Here is a 14,988-nt window from a genome sequence, read left to right as displayed (position 1 = left end):
CGATTTGTAGGTTGCTAAAAAATATTATATATAGAATGAATCACCTACAGACATGAGCTCCCAGAAGATAACACCTAATATTCCAATGGTAAAAATAATGAATCCCATATTACGTATACTTTTAATTTTGGCTTGTACTCCACTTACCCCTGCTAATAATCCAGTTAAAGAAAATAGGGTCCAGTAAAGAGCAGTTGGAATCGGGAAAATTGTATCGATATGAATCCCTACACTTAAAAGAACAAAAGGTAGTGTGACAAAGGATAGGCTAAGTAGCCCCATTAAACCAACGAGTAATTTCCGATATTTAATCCCCGTTACTATTAAAAAAATACCACCAGCAATCCCGCATAGTAAGAGAAGTGGCGTGAAAAGCATCCAAATAATACTGAACATATGTAAACTCCTTTATGTGAATTAAGTTATATTTTACTACATGAGGTTTATTTTGGATATTATTAATGAGTATATATAAATTGAAGGAAATGGGTAATAACGATACGGATTATCAAAAACGCTAACCGCAGAAGAGTTTGAAGTTATGATAAAAGAGTAAAGAGAGGTATCGCGATGATACCTCTTTTTAACTCAAGAATGCCAACATGTTATTCATAATATGAAATAACATAGCTGGAATAATGGACTTTGTTTTTTTACATAAAATGGCCATTAATAATCCCATAAAGAAAGTAATTACCATTACCCCAAGTGAGTATGTATGAGCGATACCGAAGAAGAAACTTGTTACGATGGCTGCAATCCAAAATGGAAAGCGTTCTGAGAAGAAGCGAAGTATAAAACCACGGAAAATAAGTTCTTCAAAAATGGGTGTGAGTATTGCAAAGCTGAGAAGTAATAATATTTGATATTGCTTAAAGACGTCTAAGCTTAGTGCGGAAGATTGCTGCTTTGTTGCGTCTTGGAACACATAATTTAACAAGATGTAATTGAGTATGATGTTGATAACGAAGAAAAGAAGTAAGTATACGTATGTGCGCCATTCTTTCAGTGTTTTAAAGTTAAAAGATTTTAGTAGTAATTTTTTTGCGGGTTCGAATTTAAAAATGAAGAATAACAATACAGCTAGTTGTAATACGGTACTTGCAGTATTTGCAATAGATTCATACAGGGCAACTTGTTTTTTATCTGTAAGACCTGCTGTATAAATTGTTAATGGCATTGCGAGGAACATAGTAATAAGTCCAGTTCCAAAAAAGGCGAATAAAACAGAGCTAATAAATTGTCCCCATGACATCGAGTGTTTTTGTTCATTAGAAAGCTGTGTAGCGGGTTGCATTTGTAAAATCACCTCTTTTATATTTGTATATTTAATTATAAAGTAAGATGTTTTTGAATGTAACATTTAAATATTACATATAAAGTGAAACTTTAATCATTGGGGAGGTTCATCCCCCACTGATTATCAGCCCTCACCAATCGGGCTTTTACGGGCAGTTGATTCTCCACCTAACTTCCTCGTCTTTGCTGAATTTCGAGGTGGGGGTCTTACTGCTCGTTAATGCGGGATAAAGGTTTATTTTCCATAAAATAATAAAAGAGGTATCACCCTGTAGTGATGCCTCTTTCTCATTGATAACTATGTTCTGTCTTGTTATTCAATTTTGCTTGCTCTATTTGCAATTCACGCTCTACCAATCGATCTAATTGCTGAATTGCTTTAAGTGCTTTTTCATAAGAAATTGTTCGATAATGATGCGCTCCGCCCGGTTCTTCATCTGCTTCGTCTGCCCATTTAATAATATTTTGAAGAGATGTTCTTTCAATTTCTTGTTCCACTAAGAAAGAATCTGTATGAAGAAGAATTGCAATAGAAATTTCTTTTGCTAGTTTTGGATGTTCTCCTAATCTAATAAGTAATTTATGTGCTCTTTCAGCGCCTTTAATTGCATGGATATCATTCTTTTTATATAAGTCATAATCCCATTCGCCGCCTGTGTACCACGTATGATGTCCGATATCATGAAGGAAGCCAGCTTTTGTGGCAGCATCGACTGAGGCGTGATGCTTTTTGGCTAGGTGAAACGCATGGTAAGCGACAGCGATCGCGTGGACCATTCCAGAACGGTTTACGTATTTTTGTGTAATGTGGTGTTTAAAAATTTGTTCAAGCGTAATACGGTGCATAAAACATTCACTCCTTTTATCTTATGGTGTATATGAAGAAAAATCGATCGGTTTAAATGTATTTTGAACATTGTACTCCATCATAGTTCGTTAGTAAAGTAGAAATGTTTAGGAGAAGAAAAAATTTTTCTGCAAAAAAATCACCTTAGCTTATGCAAAGGTGATTTTCAAATTGCTTATTTTTTTAATCCTTGCTCTAGTGTTTCTAACATTTCGTGCTTTTCATTTTCATCAGCGTTTTTCCAAATGACTTCAAATAAAACGCCAAGACCTGGAAGCATTTTTTCTTCACCGCTTTGAATTGCATCGACGATTGTTTCTTGTAATTGATCTTGTGAATTTCCAGATACATTCGCTAATACGGCACCGCGTAAATTAAAACTCATTGCTTTCACCTCTTCTTCAGAATTGAAACTGACGTTAGTTTTTGTTCTTTTTTATGTAAATATGTATGAAAAATAGGCTATAATGATAAGACAAGAAGAGAGGGAAATACATATTATGAAAAACATTGATTCAGTACAAAATCCGCGTGTAAAGCAGTGGAAAAAGCTGCAAACGAAAAAAGAACGCGATAAAAAAGGTTTATTTTTTGTAGAAGGATTCCACTTAGTCGAGGAAGCTTTGAAGACAGGAATTGTAACAGAACTTATCGTTTCAGATCAGACAGACCTTCCGAAAGATTGGACAGTTAATGATGTGGAAATGTACATCGTACCTGAGGCGATTGTAAAAATACTTCGTGAAACAGAAACGACGCAAGGTGTATTTGCTGTTTGTGAGAAGCATGAGAAAGAAGTAGCTCTTACTGATGGGAAATTCCTTTTATTAGATGGCCTGCAAGACCCAGGTAATTTAGGAACAATTATTCGTACAGCTGATGCAGCTGGTATTCACGCCGTTGTGCTTGGAGAAGGTTGTGTTGATGTTTACAATAGTAAAGTACTCCGCTCTACACAAGGCTCTATTTTCCACTTACCAATTGTAAAAGGGAACTTAGAAGAATGGGTAGACAAGTTAAAAGAAAATAACGTTCCTGTATATGGAACAGCTCTTGAAAATGGAGTTCCGTATGGTGAAGTAACGCCGGCTGGCAGTTTTGCATTAATTGTAGGAAATGAAGGAAATGGCGTACGCCAAGAAATTCTTGCAAAAACGGATCAAAACTTGTATATTCCGATTTACGGCGGGGCAGAATCATTAAATGTTGCGGTTGCAGCAGGGATTTTAACGTATTATTTGCAAAGCCCGGTTGCTAACAAATAAAAAACTTCTTATAATAAGTTGAAGTACATTATATTAAAAGTTAAATAACGAAAAACGTTGATAGAGAAGAGTAGCTTACAAAATCGCCATATAGGGAGAGAATGTCGTAGACTGAAAGCATTCTTATGGTAGACGAAAGTGAATTCACCTCTGGAGTTGACGCCAGGACCATGTATATGTAAAGGCGTTCCGGTCAGAATTGATCGTTATAACTAATGAGTGGGCAGACATGTTCTGTCAATTTAGGGTGGTACCGCGAATTTACCTCGTCCCTTTTTGGGAGCGAGGTTTTTTTATTTTTAAAATTAGGAGGGTTCCAAAATGGAAGCACGTTTAAAAGAGCTAAAGCAAAAAGCGCTAGAGCTTATTGAAGAAGCGAAAGAGCTGAAAGGCTTAAACGACGTACGCGTAGCGTATTTAGGAAAAAAAGGTCCAATTACAGAAGTATTACGCGGCATGGGAAAATTATCAGCAGAAGAGCGTCCACGTATGGGAGCATTAGTAAATGAAGTACGTGAAGCGATTCAAACGCGTCTAGACGACAAAATTAGTAACTTAGAAAAAGCAGTAATTGAAGCGAAATTAGCTACTGAAACAATTGATGTTACATTGCCAGGTCGTCCTGTTGAAACAGGTTGTCACCATCCGTTAACGGCTGTTGTTGAGCAAATTGAAGATGTATTCATCGGTATGGGTTATGAAGTAGCTGAAGGAACAGAAGTAGAAAAAGACTACTACAACTTCGAAGCACTAAACTTACCGAAAGATCACCCAGCGCGTGATATGCAAGATACATTCTACATCACAGAAGAAACGTTACTACGTACACATACATCTTCTGTGCAAGCACGTACGATGGAAAATAATAAAGAAAAAGGCCCAATTAAAATTATTTGTCCTGGTAAAGTGTATCGCCGTGATGACGACGATGCGACGCATTCACATCAGTTCATGCAAATTGAAGGTCTTGTAATTGATAAAAACATTCGTATGAGTGACTTAAAAGGTACACTGCAAGTATTCGTGAAAAAGATGTTCGGTGAAGATCGTGAAATCCGTCTTCGTCCAAGTTTCTTCCCATTCACAGAGCCATCTGTAGAGATGGATATTTCTTGTATGATGTGTCATGGCAAAGGCTGCGGCACTTGTAAAGGAACTGGCTGGATTGAAATTCTAGGCGCAGGTATGGTTCACCCGAACGTACTTGAAATGGCTGGTTATGATTCAAAAGAATATCAAGGTTTCGCATTCGGTATGGGCGCAGAGCGTATCGCAATGTTGAAATACGGAGTAGATGACATTCGTCATTTCTATACAAATGATGTACGTTTCTTACAACAATTCAAACGAGCGTAAGGGAAGGAGAGGATAAGTATGTTCGTATCATATCGTTGGTTACAAGAGTATGTAGATATTAAAGATGTAACAGCACAAGAACTAGCAGACAAAATCACGAAAAGTGGTATTGAAGTAGAAGGCGTTGAAGTATTAAATAAAGGTGTAAAAGGTGTTGTAGTTGGTCACGTATTAGAATGTGAAAAACACCCAGAAGCTGATAAATTAAGCAAATGCTTAATCGATATCGGTGAAGAAGAGCCAGTTCAAATTATTTGTGGAGCTGCTAACATTGCAAAAGGTTTAAAAGTACCAGTTGCAAAAGTTGGAGCTGTACTTCCTGGTAACTTCAAAATCAAAAAAGCAAAACTACGCGGTGAAGCTTCTCACGGTATGGTTTGTGCTCTTCAAGAGCTTGGTATTGATGGAAAGTTAGTTTCAAAAGAATACGCAGATGGTATCTTCATCTTCCCAAGTGACGCTGAAGTTGGTGCAGATGCACTTGAAATTTTAAACTTACACGATGAAGTACTTGAGCTTGGCTTAACACCAAACCGTGCAGATTGCTTAAACATGTTAGGTGTTGCTTACGAAGTAGCTGCTATTTATGGCCGCGAAGTAAAGCTTCCAGCTATCGACTTACAAGAAACAGCAGAAAAAACTTCTGATTATATTTCTGTAAGTGTAGAAGCGAAAGAAGAAAACCCATTATACATTGCAAAAATGGTTAAAAACGTAAAGATTGGTCCATCACCAATGTGGATGCAAACTCGTCTTATGGCAGCTGGCATTCGTCCAATTAGCAACGTAGTTGATATTACAAACTACATTTTAATGGAATACGGTCAACCGTTACATGCATTCGATTACGATAAATTAGGTTCAAAAGAAATCGTTGTTCGTCTTGCAAAAGAAGGCGAAAAAATTGAAACGTTAGATGATCAAGAGCGTACATTACAAAGCCACCACCTTGTAATTACAAACGGCACGAAAGCTTTAGCTGTTGCTGGTGTAATGGGCGGGGCGGATTCTGAAGTTACAAATGAGACAGTAAACGTTCTAATTGAGTCTGCATATTTTGCAGGTCAAACAGTACGTCGTACATCAAAAGACTTAGGTCTTCGTAGTGAATCAAGTGCACGTTTCGAAAAAGGAATCGACCCAACACGTACATTTGAAGCAATTCAACACGCAGCTGCTTTAATGGCGAAATATGCTGGCGGTGAAGCACTTGAAGGTGTAGTAGAAGCTGACAACTTACAAGTACAAGAGCGTACAGTATCTGTTACTGCTGAAAAAGTAAACCGTGTATTAGGTACAAATATTTCTGCGAGTGAAATGGGTACAATGTTCACAAACTTGAAATTCCCATTCACAGAAGTAGAAGGAACATTCCACGTGAATGTACCAGCACGTCGTCCTGATATTACAATTTCAGAAGACTTAGTAGAAGAAGTGGGCCGTCTATACGGTTATGACCACATTCCAGTTACATTACCTTCTGGAACGATGACTCGTGGTAAATTAACATCAGCACAAACGAAACGTCGTAAAGTACGCCGCTTCTTAGAGGGTGCTGGTTTATATGAAGCAATCACGTATTCATTAACAAGCGCTGACAAAGCGAAACAATATATGGTTGAGCCAAACGAAAAGGCGCCTGTAGGTCTTGCGCTTCCAATGAGTGAAGAACGTAGCCAACTTCGTTTAAGCTTAGTACCGCAATTACTAGAAGCAGTTTCATACAATGTCGCTCGTAAAAACGACAGCGTTGCTTTATACGAAGTAGGTTCTATCTTCTTACCGACAGAAGAAGGAGAACTTCCGAAAGAAGAACAACATCTTGCAGGTGTTATGACAGGTCTTGCTCTTCACCATGCATGGCAAGGTGAGAAGAAAGTAGTAGACTTCTTCGTTGTGAAAGGTGTACTAGAAGGACTATTCGACGTACTTGGCGTTGCAAACCAAATCACATATGCACCAGCAAAACGCGAAGGTATGCACCCAGGCCGTACAGCTGACATCGTATTAGATGGCGAAGTAATTGGTTTCATCGGTCAATTGCACCCAGAAGCAGAAAAACAATTAGATGTGAAAAATACATTCGTATTTGAATTATCTCTTGTAAAAGTATTCGGTGCAGACGCTGAAGAAACTTACTACGCAGCAATTCCACGTTTCCCATCTATGACACGTGACATGGCTGTTGTAGTAACGAAAGAAACAAAAGCTGGTGAAATGAAGCAAGTCATTGCTGAAGCTGGCGGAGAACTTCTGAAAGACGTAACACTATTCGACTTATACGAAGGTGAAAAAATGGAAGAAGGCAAGAAATCACTTGCATTCTCTATGACTTACTTCGATGCAGAACGTACATTAACAGACGAAGAAGTAACAGAAGCACATAACCGTGTATTAACAGCGGTAGAAGAGAAATTTGGTGCGGAGTTACGTAAGTAATTTATAAATAAAAAGGTTGAGTACCCATTGAAGGGAACTCAACCTTTTTATTTTTAATTACATTGTATCTGTTTTTCGTTCTGTAAATACTTCGGTAGCAACCGTTAAAATGGTGTTTAATGCTACAGGAAATCCGGCATATATAATCATTTGCATCATTACTTCAATGATTTCTTCTTCTGTCCATCCGACGTTTAAAGCTCCGGTTATATAAAATTTCAGTTGTTCAGTATTCCCTAAAGCTGTTAATCCAGCAACGGTCGCAAGTAATCGAGATTTCAAGTCAAGACCTGGTCTGGCAAAAATTTGACCGTAGTTAAATTCTACAGCTAATGTTCCTAAATCAGGTGCAACAGAATCTGCAAGGTTATTTACGATGTTTTGGTAATGTTCAGGAGAGATTTTTGCTAAAATTCCCATCCCTTTTTCATAATTCACACTAGTTTCTTTCATTACATACATCTTCCCTTCTAGTATAATTGGGCATTTTTATAAATGAGATTAGTGTAATACTTATCATGGAAATTCCAAGAATACATACTCCGGTCCACTGCCATTTGCTCCAGACGAGCAGTCCGAAGTAAGAGCCTATAGACCCACCGAGAAATGTTGCCACCATGTATATGCCGTTCAAACTACTTCGTTTCTCAGGATGTAATTGCAAAAGGTGTGCTTGACAAGCTACTTGATTTGCTTGAGTGCCAGCTGTAAGTAAAAGAGCCCCTACAATGAGTCCTGGTAACCAGTACCCTGAAAACAAAAATAGTAAAAAAGAAAAAAATGAAATAGACGTACATAAAGCGTTTGCAAATATGGCTCCTTTTTTATCTATAATGCGCCCGATAATAGGTGTTGCAAATGCTCCTACTATTCCTACTAAACCGATTAATCCAACAGTAGAGCTTCCGTAATGATAAGGATGTGTAGTTAATAAGAAAATAAGTGTAGTCCAAAAAACACTGAAAGCTCCAAATACCATCCCTTGACTTAAACAAGCCTTTCGTAACATTTTCTCTTGCAACAAGAGTGGAATGAAAGAAAAGAGAAGCTTTTTATATTGCATGTGATGAGTCTTATCTCCTTTAGGGAAATACATTTTCACTAATAACATAAGAATGAAAGTACTTATGAAAAAAATCCCATAAACAGTTCGCCATCCGAAGTGAATATCAATGAATCCGCTAATTAATCGAGCTCCTAAAATGCCGCAAACTAGACCGATAGATACATTTCCTAAAATTTGACCTCTATTTTGATCAGTGGCGTATTGAGAGACGAAAGGGATTACAATCTGGGGGATGATTGTAACAAATCCAAGAATAAAATTAGCTGCAATTAGCCAAGTCATATCTGTTGAGAAAGCGGCTAAAGCTAAGTTAATACAAATGAGAGACAATAAAATTAAAATTAATTTTTTTCTCTCAAGTATATCCCCTAAAGGAACTATGAAAAGATTTCCTAATGCATATCCGACTTGGGTTACGGTAGCAACAATACCGATTCTAGTTTCTGAAACATGAAAAGTATGGGCTATGCTTACTAAAAGGGTTTGATTTATATACACGTTTGCTACTGTAAAACCACATATTACCGCCATAAATAAAACAAATCGCTGTGTTAGTTCAAAAGAATGTGTTTCTATATTTTTTATTATCATAAAATTCACCTCCTTTACTCATTAAGATAAAGGTAGGTTTATAATGAAAATAGGAGTGTATTTATACTGGTATAAAAACTACCACTAATAAAGGGGAATATTATATGTTAAGCGATGCAGATAGAAGGAAGGAACTAGCAGATTTTTTGAAAAGCCGCCGAGCTAGGTTGACTCCTGAGCAATTTAATTTACCAATTGGTCAGCGAAGAAAAACAAAAGGATTAAGACGGGAAGAAGTTGCACAATTAACTGGAATTGGATTGACATGGTATACATGGTTAGAACAAGGGCGTGATATCCAAGTTTCTCAAGAAGTTATAGAGTCAATTTCTCGTGTGTTTCGGTTGGAGGGAGAAGAAAGAAATCATTTGATTTTATTGGCAAATCTTTCACTACCTTCTCAAATAAGGAAGCCGATTGCTGGACATATAAATGGGGTTTTAGAGGGGTTACTAGATCAATTACAATTTTGTCCTGCTTATGTAATTGATGAAAAACTTAACATTGTTCATTGGAATAAGGCTGCTAGTGTTGTATTTGGTGATTTTGGTGAAATGGATGAGAGAAATCGAAATGCGGTTTGGCGTTGTTTTACATCAAAAGAATACCGTAAACTATTTGAAAACTGGGAAAATCATGCGCAACGTTTAATTGCACAGTTCCGTGCTACATATACACAATTTATTGGGGATGAGTGGTTTAAAAATGTGATTGAGGAACTTACGGAAAGAAGTAGCGAATTTCGTATGTGGTGGTCAAATCATGAAGTGCAAGGAAAACCTATTGGTCGGAAAGTACTTTTACATCCTGCCATAGGGACGTTGGTCATGGATCATGTTACACTCCAGGTTTATGATGCACCTGAATTAAAGCTTACAATTTATCAGCCACGTATAGAGGAAGATACAAAAATGAAGATGAAAGAATTATTAAAAGGAAATTAGGATAATACAGTAGGGAATTAATCTCTCATGGAAATCGTTTAAATATATGTTGTTGAAAAAAGAAAAATACTGATATATTTTCCGACATCTTGCATCTTTCTCTCGAATGTAGTACATTAATTTTAGTTTAACAAAATGAAAGACGATGATAAGGAAAAGTAGTATATACTATAATCCAAAGCGAGTCAGGGACGGTGAGAGCCTGATGAGGCGGTATATGTGAAGAACACCTTGGAGTTGCTAACCGAAATTGAATCTCGTATTCAAGAGTAGACTTAGACGGGAATCCGGCCTGTTACAAACCGGGAAGTATGTATTACATACGAGTTAAAGTTGGTCTTTATGACAAATTGGGTGGTACCGCGAAGTTTAACCTTTCGTCCCTTTATGGATGAAAGGTTTTTTTGTATTTAAATATATGAGCAAAGGAGAATTTCACTATGGAAAACACATTAGTAAAAAGTCTGTATAGAGATACAGAAAAGTATGCAGATCAAACAGTACAAGTATCAGGGTGGATTCGTAACTTACGTGATTCAAAAGCATTTGGTTTCATCGAATTAAACGACGGTAGCTTCTTCAAAAGCGTTCAAATCGTTTTCGATACAGAATTAGAGAACTTCAAAGAAATTGCAAAACTTCCACTTAGCTCTTCAGTTAAAGTAGAAGGTAAAGTAATTGCAACGCCTGGAGCGAAGCAACCATTTGAAATTAAAGCAGAAAAAATTGATATCGAGGGCTTATCAGATTCTGATTACCCACTTCAAAAGAAACGTCATACATTTGAATACTTACGTACAATCGCTCACTTACGTCCAAGAACAAATGCATTCTCTGCAACGTTCCGCGTACGTTCTATCGCAGCATTTGCGATTCACCAATTCTTCCAAGAGCGTGGATTCGTACATGTTCATACACCTATCATCACTGGTAGTGATACAGAAGGTGCTGGCGAAATGTTCCGCGTAACAACGCAAGATTTAAATAACCTACCAAAAGGTGAAGACGGAAAAGTTGATGAGTCAAAAGACTTCTTCGGTAAAGAAACAAACCTAACAGTAAGTGGACAGCTGAACGCTGAAGCTTATGCATTAGCATTCCGTGATGTATACACATTCGGACCTACATTCCGTGCAGAAAACTCAAACACAACTCGCCACGCTGCTGAGTTCTGGATGGTTGAGCCTGAGATTGCATTCGCGGAACTAGGGGATGTAATGAACCTTACAGAAGATATGCTGAAATATGCAATGAAATACGTATTAGAGCATGCACCAGAAGAAATGGAATTCTTCAACAGCTTCGTTGATAAAACAGTTCTTGAGCGCATGAACAACGTAATTAACTCAGACTTCGGTCGCATCACTTATACAGAAGCAATTAAAGTACTTCAAGAATCAGGTGCTGACTTCAAATACCCAGTAGAATGGGGAATTGACTTACAAACAGAGCACGAAAGATACTTATCAGAAGAAATCTTCAAACGCCCTGTATTCGTAACTGACTATCCGAAAGACATTAAAGCATTCTACATGCGTTTGAATGAAGACGGTAAAACAGTAGCTGCTACTGACCTTCTAGTTCCTGGCATCGGCGAATTAATCGGCGGAAGTCAACGTGAAGAAAGAATGGACGTTTTAGTAGACAGAATTAAAGAATTAGGTATGAACGAAGAGGACTACTGGTGGTACTTAGAACTTAGAAAATACGGCGGTACAAAACACGCTGGATTCGGTCTAGGTTTCGAGCGCTTCCTAATGTACATCACTGGCATGGCTAACATCCGTGACGTAATTCCATTCCCAAGAACTCCAGGTTCTTCTGAGTTTTAAGATATAAAAAAAGCGAGAGCAACTGCTCTCGCTTTTTTTATTGAGAAAGGTTGTAATTGCAACCTGAACTTTATAAAGTATTTCACGACTAGAAAAGATGTTGTTCATAGTTCAATTCCCACTTCATATATAAGTAAAACGAATGCGACATTTATATAGGGAAGGGGTTTTTATACAATGGGGGAAATTCCAAGTCATACAAAGTGGACATTGCGTGACAAGTATATAGTAATCACTGGTGCAACAAGTGGTATTGGATTAGCGGCAGCTAAGATGTTTGCAAAAAGCGGTGCTAAGCTAGGAATCATTGCACGTAATGAAGCAAAAGCGAATGATGTTATGACTCAACTTGAAAATATAACGGATGGGAATGCAGTGGTAGATATATTTTTCGCTGATATGTCTTCCCAACAATCTATACGCCAGGTAGCTACCGATATTTTAGAAAGATGTCCGAGAATTGATATATTAGTAAATAATGCGGGTGCTTTATTTCAAACAAGACAAATTACAGAGGACGGTTTGGAGATGACCTGGGCGGTAAACCATTTAGGTCCATTCTTACTTACAAATTTGTTGTTGGAGCGTTTAAAAGAAAGTGCTCCTGCTCGCGTCATTACCACTGCATCTCACGGTCATAAAATGGCTAAAAAGGGAATTGATTTCGATGATCTAGATGCAGAACAACTGTATCGCGGTATTAAGAAGTTCATGGGCGGTCCTACAATGCGTTATGCACAAACAAAACTAGCTAACATTTTATTCACCTCTGAATTGGCACAGCGGTTGGAGGGAACGGGTGTTAGTGCTTATAGCTTTGACCCGGGGCTAGTGAATACAAATTTTAACCAGGATAATGGTCTAGCTGCTCGCTTAACTATGGCAGCAATGAAACCTTTCTCCCGTACGCCGGAGAAAGGTGCTGAAACTTTAGTATGGCTAGCAGAATCAACTGGATTTACTAATCAGAGTGGTTATTACTATGCCGATAAACAAGTAGGGGAAATGTCTGAAGCTGCCTTGGATAAGGATGCAGCAAAGCGGCTATGGGACATAAGCGAAAACCAAACACGAGAGTAAAAGAGTAGCGAGTATATGTTCAGATTATTATGTTGAATAGTTTTTTACCCTTAAGTAAAAAGTAACCTTGGGGGTGAGTGCAATGAGTAAAAAAGTGAAAAAAGACCATTCAAGATCAATCCTAGGTTCTCCAGAAGTGGAAGGACAAGGGACAACAACACATGAAACGGGTTCTCATAAAGTATCTTCATCAAATAAGAAGCAGAAACGAAGCTAATATAAAAAAGGGAGAGTCTTGGCGGCTCTCCTTTTTTATAGGGGAATTACTAAAAATGAGTTAATTTAGCGATATAGTTAGAAGAGGAAAATAGTAAATGCAATTACATTGAATCGAGAACACATGAAACAAAAAACAGGAGTTTGTAGGCTCCTGTTTTTGTCGATACTATCTTAATAAGCGAAGCGCCTTCTCCGTATTAGCGAAATGCAGTTTCACAAACTCAGGTAATCGTTCTTTACCAAGCTTTTGAATTAATTTAGCAGCAGCGATATCAACTTGTTTACCAGCACCTTTTGGAAGTGGCATACCAGCTTTTTTACTTAGTTCGTCAAACTGTTTTACGAATGAGTAGCGAGCTAAAATGGAAGCGGCGGCAACAGCTAAATGAACACTTTCACCTTTCGTAGCGAAGTAAACATTTTCACGCTGTACCTGTTTTTGTTTTGCTAAATATTTATAGTATGTATCAGGTTGTGTGAATTGATCGATTAAGACGCCTTCAGGTTTTGTAGGTGCCATTTTAGCTAATAAGTTTGTAATAGCTTTATTGTGTAGTAAAGCTTTTAACTTACCTTGGTTGTTTCCTTTATCAAATAGCTCGTTATATTTTTCGTTATGAAGGACAAGAGAGCTATAAGGAACAACGTGTAGAAGTTGTTTCGCAATGGCAGTAATTTGATCGTCATTTAAGTTTTTAGAGTCTTTTACACCAAGTTCTTTTAGTAGTGGAATTTGCTTTGCATCCACATATACAGCAACGACTGTCATCGGTCCGAAGAAATCACCAGTACCAACTTCATCAGACCCTACAATAGACATTGTACCGATGGAAGCAGGCGGTGCATAACGGTGTGAATCAACAGATTTTTTTGCAGCTGTTTTCGGTGTTTGAGAGACAGTTTGCCAACGAGAAGCTTCTGCTTCAGCGCGGCCTCCTTGGAACATTACTTTTCCAGATTTATACGCTGTAATCGTGCAAGATGGTACCTTTGCCATAAAGATCCCGCCTTGCGGAGTTTTCGGGCTAAGCGAATGTTTATATTGTTGTTTCATGTCTTCAATTACTGTAGAATTTGTTTGAATTACGATAGAATTTGACATAATGGTCGCCCCTTTTTTTATATTGTTATTTTTATCATATCGGATTGTTCTTTCTGTTTCCATATTATGAAGGTTCATGGTATGATAAACTTTAGGATTCTGTACGTGATTGGAGGCCGGTGAGTTGTCACAACAAAAGGGAAAGAAAAGTCGAATTAATGTAGAAATCTATGGTCAGCAATATTCAGTTGTTGGCGATGAAAGTACAAGTCATATCCGCATGGTAGCAGCGATTGTGGATGATAAAATGCGCGAACTCAATGCCAAGAATCCTTCGCTTGACACGAGTAGACTAGCGGTATTGACGGCGGTAAACGTCATACACGATTACATAAAATTAAAAGAAGAACATGAGAAATTGAAAGAAAGTATGACAAAAAAAGGAATGGAATAACATGATTGATATTATTATCATTTTACTGCTTGTTATGGGATTTTTCCTCGGCTTACGCAGAGGGTTTATTCTGCAACTTGTAAAGTTAACAAGCTTTATTATCGCATACCTTGTTGCATACTGGTACTGTAAAGATTTAGCGCCAGCACTTGCGAAATTTATTCCGTATCCATTTGATAAAAACGTATCTGTTCCAGAATGGATTGATGCAAATAATATTGAGACAGTATTTTATCAAGCGCTTGCGTTTATCATATTGTTTATTATCACTAAAATTGCACTTTCATTACTTGGTAATTTGTTAAATATGTTTGCAGAAATACCGGTTTTAAAGCAAGTAAATGCGTTTGCGGGGGCAATCCTCGGATTTTTAGAAGTATATATTATTTTGTTTGTCTTAATTATCATTGGAAATATTCTTCCGATTGAACAAGTACAAACACCATTACAAAAATCATCAATTAGCAAAATAATTGTAGACGATACACCGATTCTATCTGAAAAGGTGAAGGAACTATGGCAGACAGGTAGCAGAGTATAACTTCTCTTTTTTC

At 37.5% G+C, this 14,988-nt stretch carries 16 protein-coding genes and 2 other annotated features; of the genes, 9 read left to right on the top strand and 7 right to left on the bottom strand.

Annotated features, from left to right (window positions below):
• Positions 1–24: 24 nt before the first annotated feature.
• The 4 genes from V7S45_RS22585 to sspI form a co-directional block, all read right to left on the bottom strand.
• Complete coding sequence (locus tag V7S45_RS22585) at positions 25–396, bottom strand: hypothetical protein (RefSeq protein WP_000491395.1); 372 nt, start codon at positions 394–396, stop codon at positions 25–27.
• A gap of 187 nt (positions 397–583) precedes the next feature.
• Positions 584–1,297, bottom strand: coding sequence for a CPBP family intramembrane glutamic endopeptidase (locus V7S45_RS22580; protein WP_001182108.1), 714 nt, complete (start codon positions 1,295–1,297; stop codon positions 584–586).
• A gap of 290 nt (positions 1,298–1,587) precedes the next feature.
• Positions 1,588–2,145, bottom strand: a complete 558-nt coding sequence (locus V7S45_RS22575) for an HD domain-containing protein (protein WP_000554786.1) — start codon at positions 2,143–2,145, stop codon at positions 1,588–1,590.
• A 176-nt stretch (positions 2,146–2,321) separates the two neighbouring features.
• Positions 2,322–2,531 carry a small acid-soluble spore protein SspI gene (gene sspI / locus V7S45_RS22570; RefSeq protein WP_000009509.1) on the bottom strand — a complete coding sequence of 70 codons (210 nt, stop codon included), beginning with the start codon at positions 2,529–2,531 and terminating at the stop codon, positions 2,322–2,324.
• 82 nt (positions 2,532–2,613) lie between these two features.
• On the opposite strand from sspI, the gene V7S45_RS22565 reads away from it, so the two are divergent.
• The 3 genes from V7S45_RS22565 (at position 2,614) to pheT (ending at position 7,206) form a co-directional block, all read left to right on the top strand.
• Positions 2,614–3,411 (top strand): RNA methyltransferase, encoded by a 798-nt coding sequence (locus tag V7S45_RS22565; protein WP_002026395.1) that lies wholly within the window; start codon positions 2,614–2,616, stop codon positions 3,409–3,411.
• 48 nt (positions 3,412–3,459) lie between these two features.
• Positions 3,460–3,688: a binding site (T-box leader), on the top strand.
• Positions 3,689–3,732: 44 nt separating this feature from the next.
• A complete protein-coding gene (gene pheS / locus V7S45_RS22560; protein ID WP_000388219.1) occupies positions 3,733–4,767 on the top strand; it encodes a phenylalanine--tRNA ligase subunit alpha in 1,035 nt (344 codons plus the stop codon).
• An 18-nt stretch (positions 4,768–4,785) separates the two neighbouring features.
• The gene (gene pheT, locus V7S45_RS22555; protein ID WP_078187112.1) at positions 4,786–7,206 is read left to right on the top strand and encodes a phenylalanine--tRNA ligase subunit beta; all 2,421 of its coding nucleotides are present in this window, start codon (positions 4,786–4,788) and stop codon (positions 7,204–7,206) included.
• Positions 7,207–7,263: 57 nt separating this feature from the next.
• Here pheT and V7S45_RS22550 read toward each other — a convergent pair whose 3' ends face one another.
• On the bottom strand, positions 7,264–7,659 hold the full coding sequence (locus tag V7S45_RS22550) for a carboxymuconolactone decarboxylase family protein (protein WP_089607802.1): 396 nt from the start codon (positions 7,657–7,659) through the stop codon (positions 7,264–7,266).
• Positions 7,646–8,863 carry an MFS transporter gene (locus V7S45_RS22545; RefSeq protein WP_088345220.1) on the bottom strand — a complete coding sequence of 406 codons (1,218 nt, stop codon included), beginning with the start codon at positions 8,861–8,863 and terminating at the stop codon, positions 7,646–7,648. The genes V7S45_RS22550 and V7S45_RS22545 overlap by 14 nt, the downstream gene beginning before the upstream one ends.
• Positions 8,864–8,967: 104 nt before the next feature.
• Here V7S45_RS22545 and V7S45_RS22540 point away from each other — a divergent pair, with 104 nt between their 5' ends.
• The 4 genes from V7S45_RS22540 (at position 8,968) to V7S45_RS22525 (ending at position 12,936) form a co-directional block, all read left to right on the top strand.
• The gene (locus tag V7S45_RS22540; RefSeq protein WP_342761495.1) at positions 8,968–9,807 is read left to right on the top strand and encodes a helix-turn-helix transcriptional regulator; all 840 of its coding nucleotides are present in this window, start codon (positions 8,968–8,970) and stop codon (positions 9,805–9,807) included.
• 136 nt (positions 9,808–9,943) lie between these two features.
• Positions 9,944–10,195 (top strand) — a binding site (T-box leader).
• Positions 10,196–10,247: 52 nt separating this feature from the next.
• Positions 10,248–11,639 (top strand): asparagine--tRNA ligase, encoded by a 1,392-nt coding sequence (gene asnS, locus V7S45_RS22535; RefSeq protein ID WP_000432177.1) that lies wholly within the window; start codon positions 10,248–10,250, stop codon positions 11,637–11,639.
• A 177-nt stretch (positions 11,640–11,816) separates the two neighbouring features.
• Positions 11,817–12,719 carry an SDR family oxidoreductase gene (locus V7S45_RS22530; RefSeq protein WP_078187372.1) on the top strand — a complete coding sequence of 301 codons (903 nt, stop codon included), beginning with the start codon at positions 11,817–11,819 and terminating at the stop codon, positions 12,717–12,719.
• Positions 12,720–12,801: 82 nt separating this feature from the next.
• Positions 12,802–12,936: a YuzL family protein gene (locus V7S45_RS22525; protein WP_000039591.1), complete on the top strand. Its 135-nt coding sequence runs from the start codon at positions 12,802–12,804 to the stop codon at positions 12,934–12,936.
• A gap of 168 nt (positions 12,937–13,104) precedes the next feature.
• Here the strand turns inward: V7S45_RS22525 and rnhC are convergent, their stop codons facing one another.
• Positions 13,105–14,040, bottom strand: a complete 936-nt coding sequence (rnhC, locus tag V7S45_RS22520; protein WP_000071587.1) for a ribonuclease HIII — start codon at positions 14,038–14,040, stop codon at positions 13,105–13,107.
• 124 nt (positions 14,041–14,164) lie between these two features.
• Between rnhC and zapA the strand changes: the two genes are divergently transcribed.
• Both zapA and V7S45_RS22510 read left to right on the top strand, forming a co-directional pair.
• Entirely contained in the window at positions 14,165–14,434 is a 270-nt protein-coding gene (zapA, locus tag V7S45_RS22515) for a cell division protein ZapA (RefSeq protein ID WP_000082701.1), read from the top strand.
• Position 14,435: 1 nt separating this feature from the next.
• Complete coding sequence (locus V7S45_RS22510; RefSeq protein ID WP_000565409.1) at positions 14,436–14,975, top strand: CvpA family protein; 540 nt, start codon at positions 14,436–14,438, stop codon at positions 14,973–14,975.
• Positions 14,976–14,988 lie beyond the last annotated feature (13 nt).

The organism is Bacillus sp. BR3(2024) (assembly GCF_039134555.1).
GTDB classification, from domain to species: domain Bacteria; phylum Bacillota; class Bacilli; order Bacillales; family Bacillaceae_G; genus Bacillus_A; species Bacillus_A cereus.
Note: the sequence above shows the minus strand (reverse complement) of the source record. Positions and strands in the feature narration are given on the sequence as shown.

What these genes read in the sequence shown, in the direction of transcription:
- rnhC (WP_000071587.1), bottom strand. Translation starts at nt 14,040, where the DNA reads ATGTCAAATTCTATCGTAATTCAAACAAATTCTACAGTAATTGAAGAC.
- V7S45_RS22580 (WP_001182108.1), bottom strand. Translation starts at nt 1,297, where the DNA reads ATGCAACCCGCTACACAGCTTTCTAATGAACAAAAACACTCGATGTCA.
- asnS (WP_000432177.1), top strand. Translation starts at nt 10,248, where the DNA reads ATGGAAAACACATTAGTAAAAAGTCTGTATAGAGATACAGAAAAGTAT.
- V7S45_RS22545 (WP_088345220.1), bottom strand. Translation starts at nt 8,863, where the DNA reads ATGATAATAAAAAATATAGAAACACATTCTTTTGAACTAACACAGCGA.
- pheS (WP_000388219.1), top strand. Translation starts at nt 3,733, where the DNA reads ATGGAAGCACGTTTAAAAGAGCTAAAGCAAAAAGCGCTAGAGCTTATT.
- sspI (WP_000009509.1), bottom strand. Translation starts at nt 2,531, where the DNA reads ATGAGTTTTAATTTACGCGGTGCCGTATTAGCGAATGTATCTGGAAAT.
- pheT (WP_078187112.1), top strand. Translation starts at nt 4,786, where the DNA reads ATGTTCGTATCATATCGTTGGTTACAAGAGTATGTAGATATTAAAGAT.
- V7S45_RS22510 (WP_000565409.1), top strand. Translation starts at nt 14,436, where the DNA reads ATGATTGATATTATTATCATTTTACTGCTTGTTATGGGATTTTTCCTC.
- V7S45_RS22540 (WP_342761495.1), top strand. Translation starts at nt 8,968, where the DNA reads ATGTTAAGCGATGCAGATAGAAGGAAGGAACTAGCAGATTTTTTGAAA.
- V7S45_RS22565 (WP_002026395.1), top strand. Translation starts at nt 2,614, where the DNA reads ATGATAAGACAAGAAGAGAGGGAAATACATATTATGAAAAACATTGAT.
- V7S45_RS22575 (WP_000554786.1), bottom strand. Translation starts at nt 2,145, where the DNA reads ATGCACCGTATTACGCTTGAACAAATTTTTAAACACCACATTACACAA.
- V7S45_RS22530 (WP_078187372.1), top strand. Translation starts at nt 11,817, where the DNA reads ATGGGGGAAATTCCAAGTCATACAAAGTGGACATTGCGTGACAAGTAT.
- V7S45_RS22550 (WP_089607802.1), bottom strand. Translation starts at nt 7,659, where the DNA reads ATGAAAGAAACTAGTGTGAATTATGAAAAAGGGATGGGAATTTTAGCA.
- V7S45_RS22585 (WP_000491395.1), bottom strand. Translation starts at nt 396, where the DNA reads ATGTTCAGTATTATTTGGATGCTTTTCACGCCACTTCTCTTACTATGC.
- V7S45_RS22525 (WP_000039591.1), top strand. Translation starts at nt 12,802, where the DNA reads ATGAGTAAAAAAGTGAAAAAAGACCATTCAAGATCAATCCTAGGTTCT.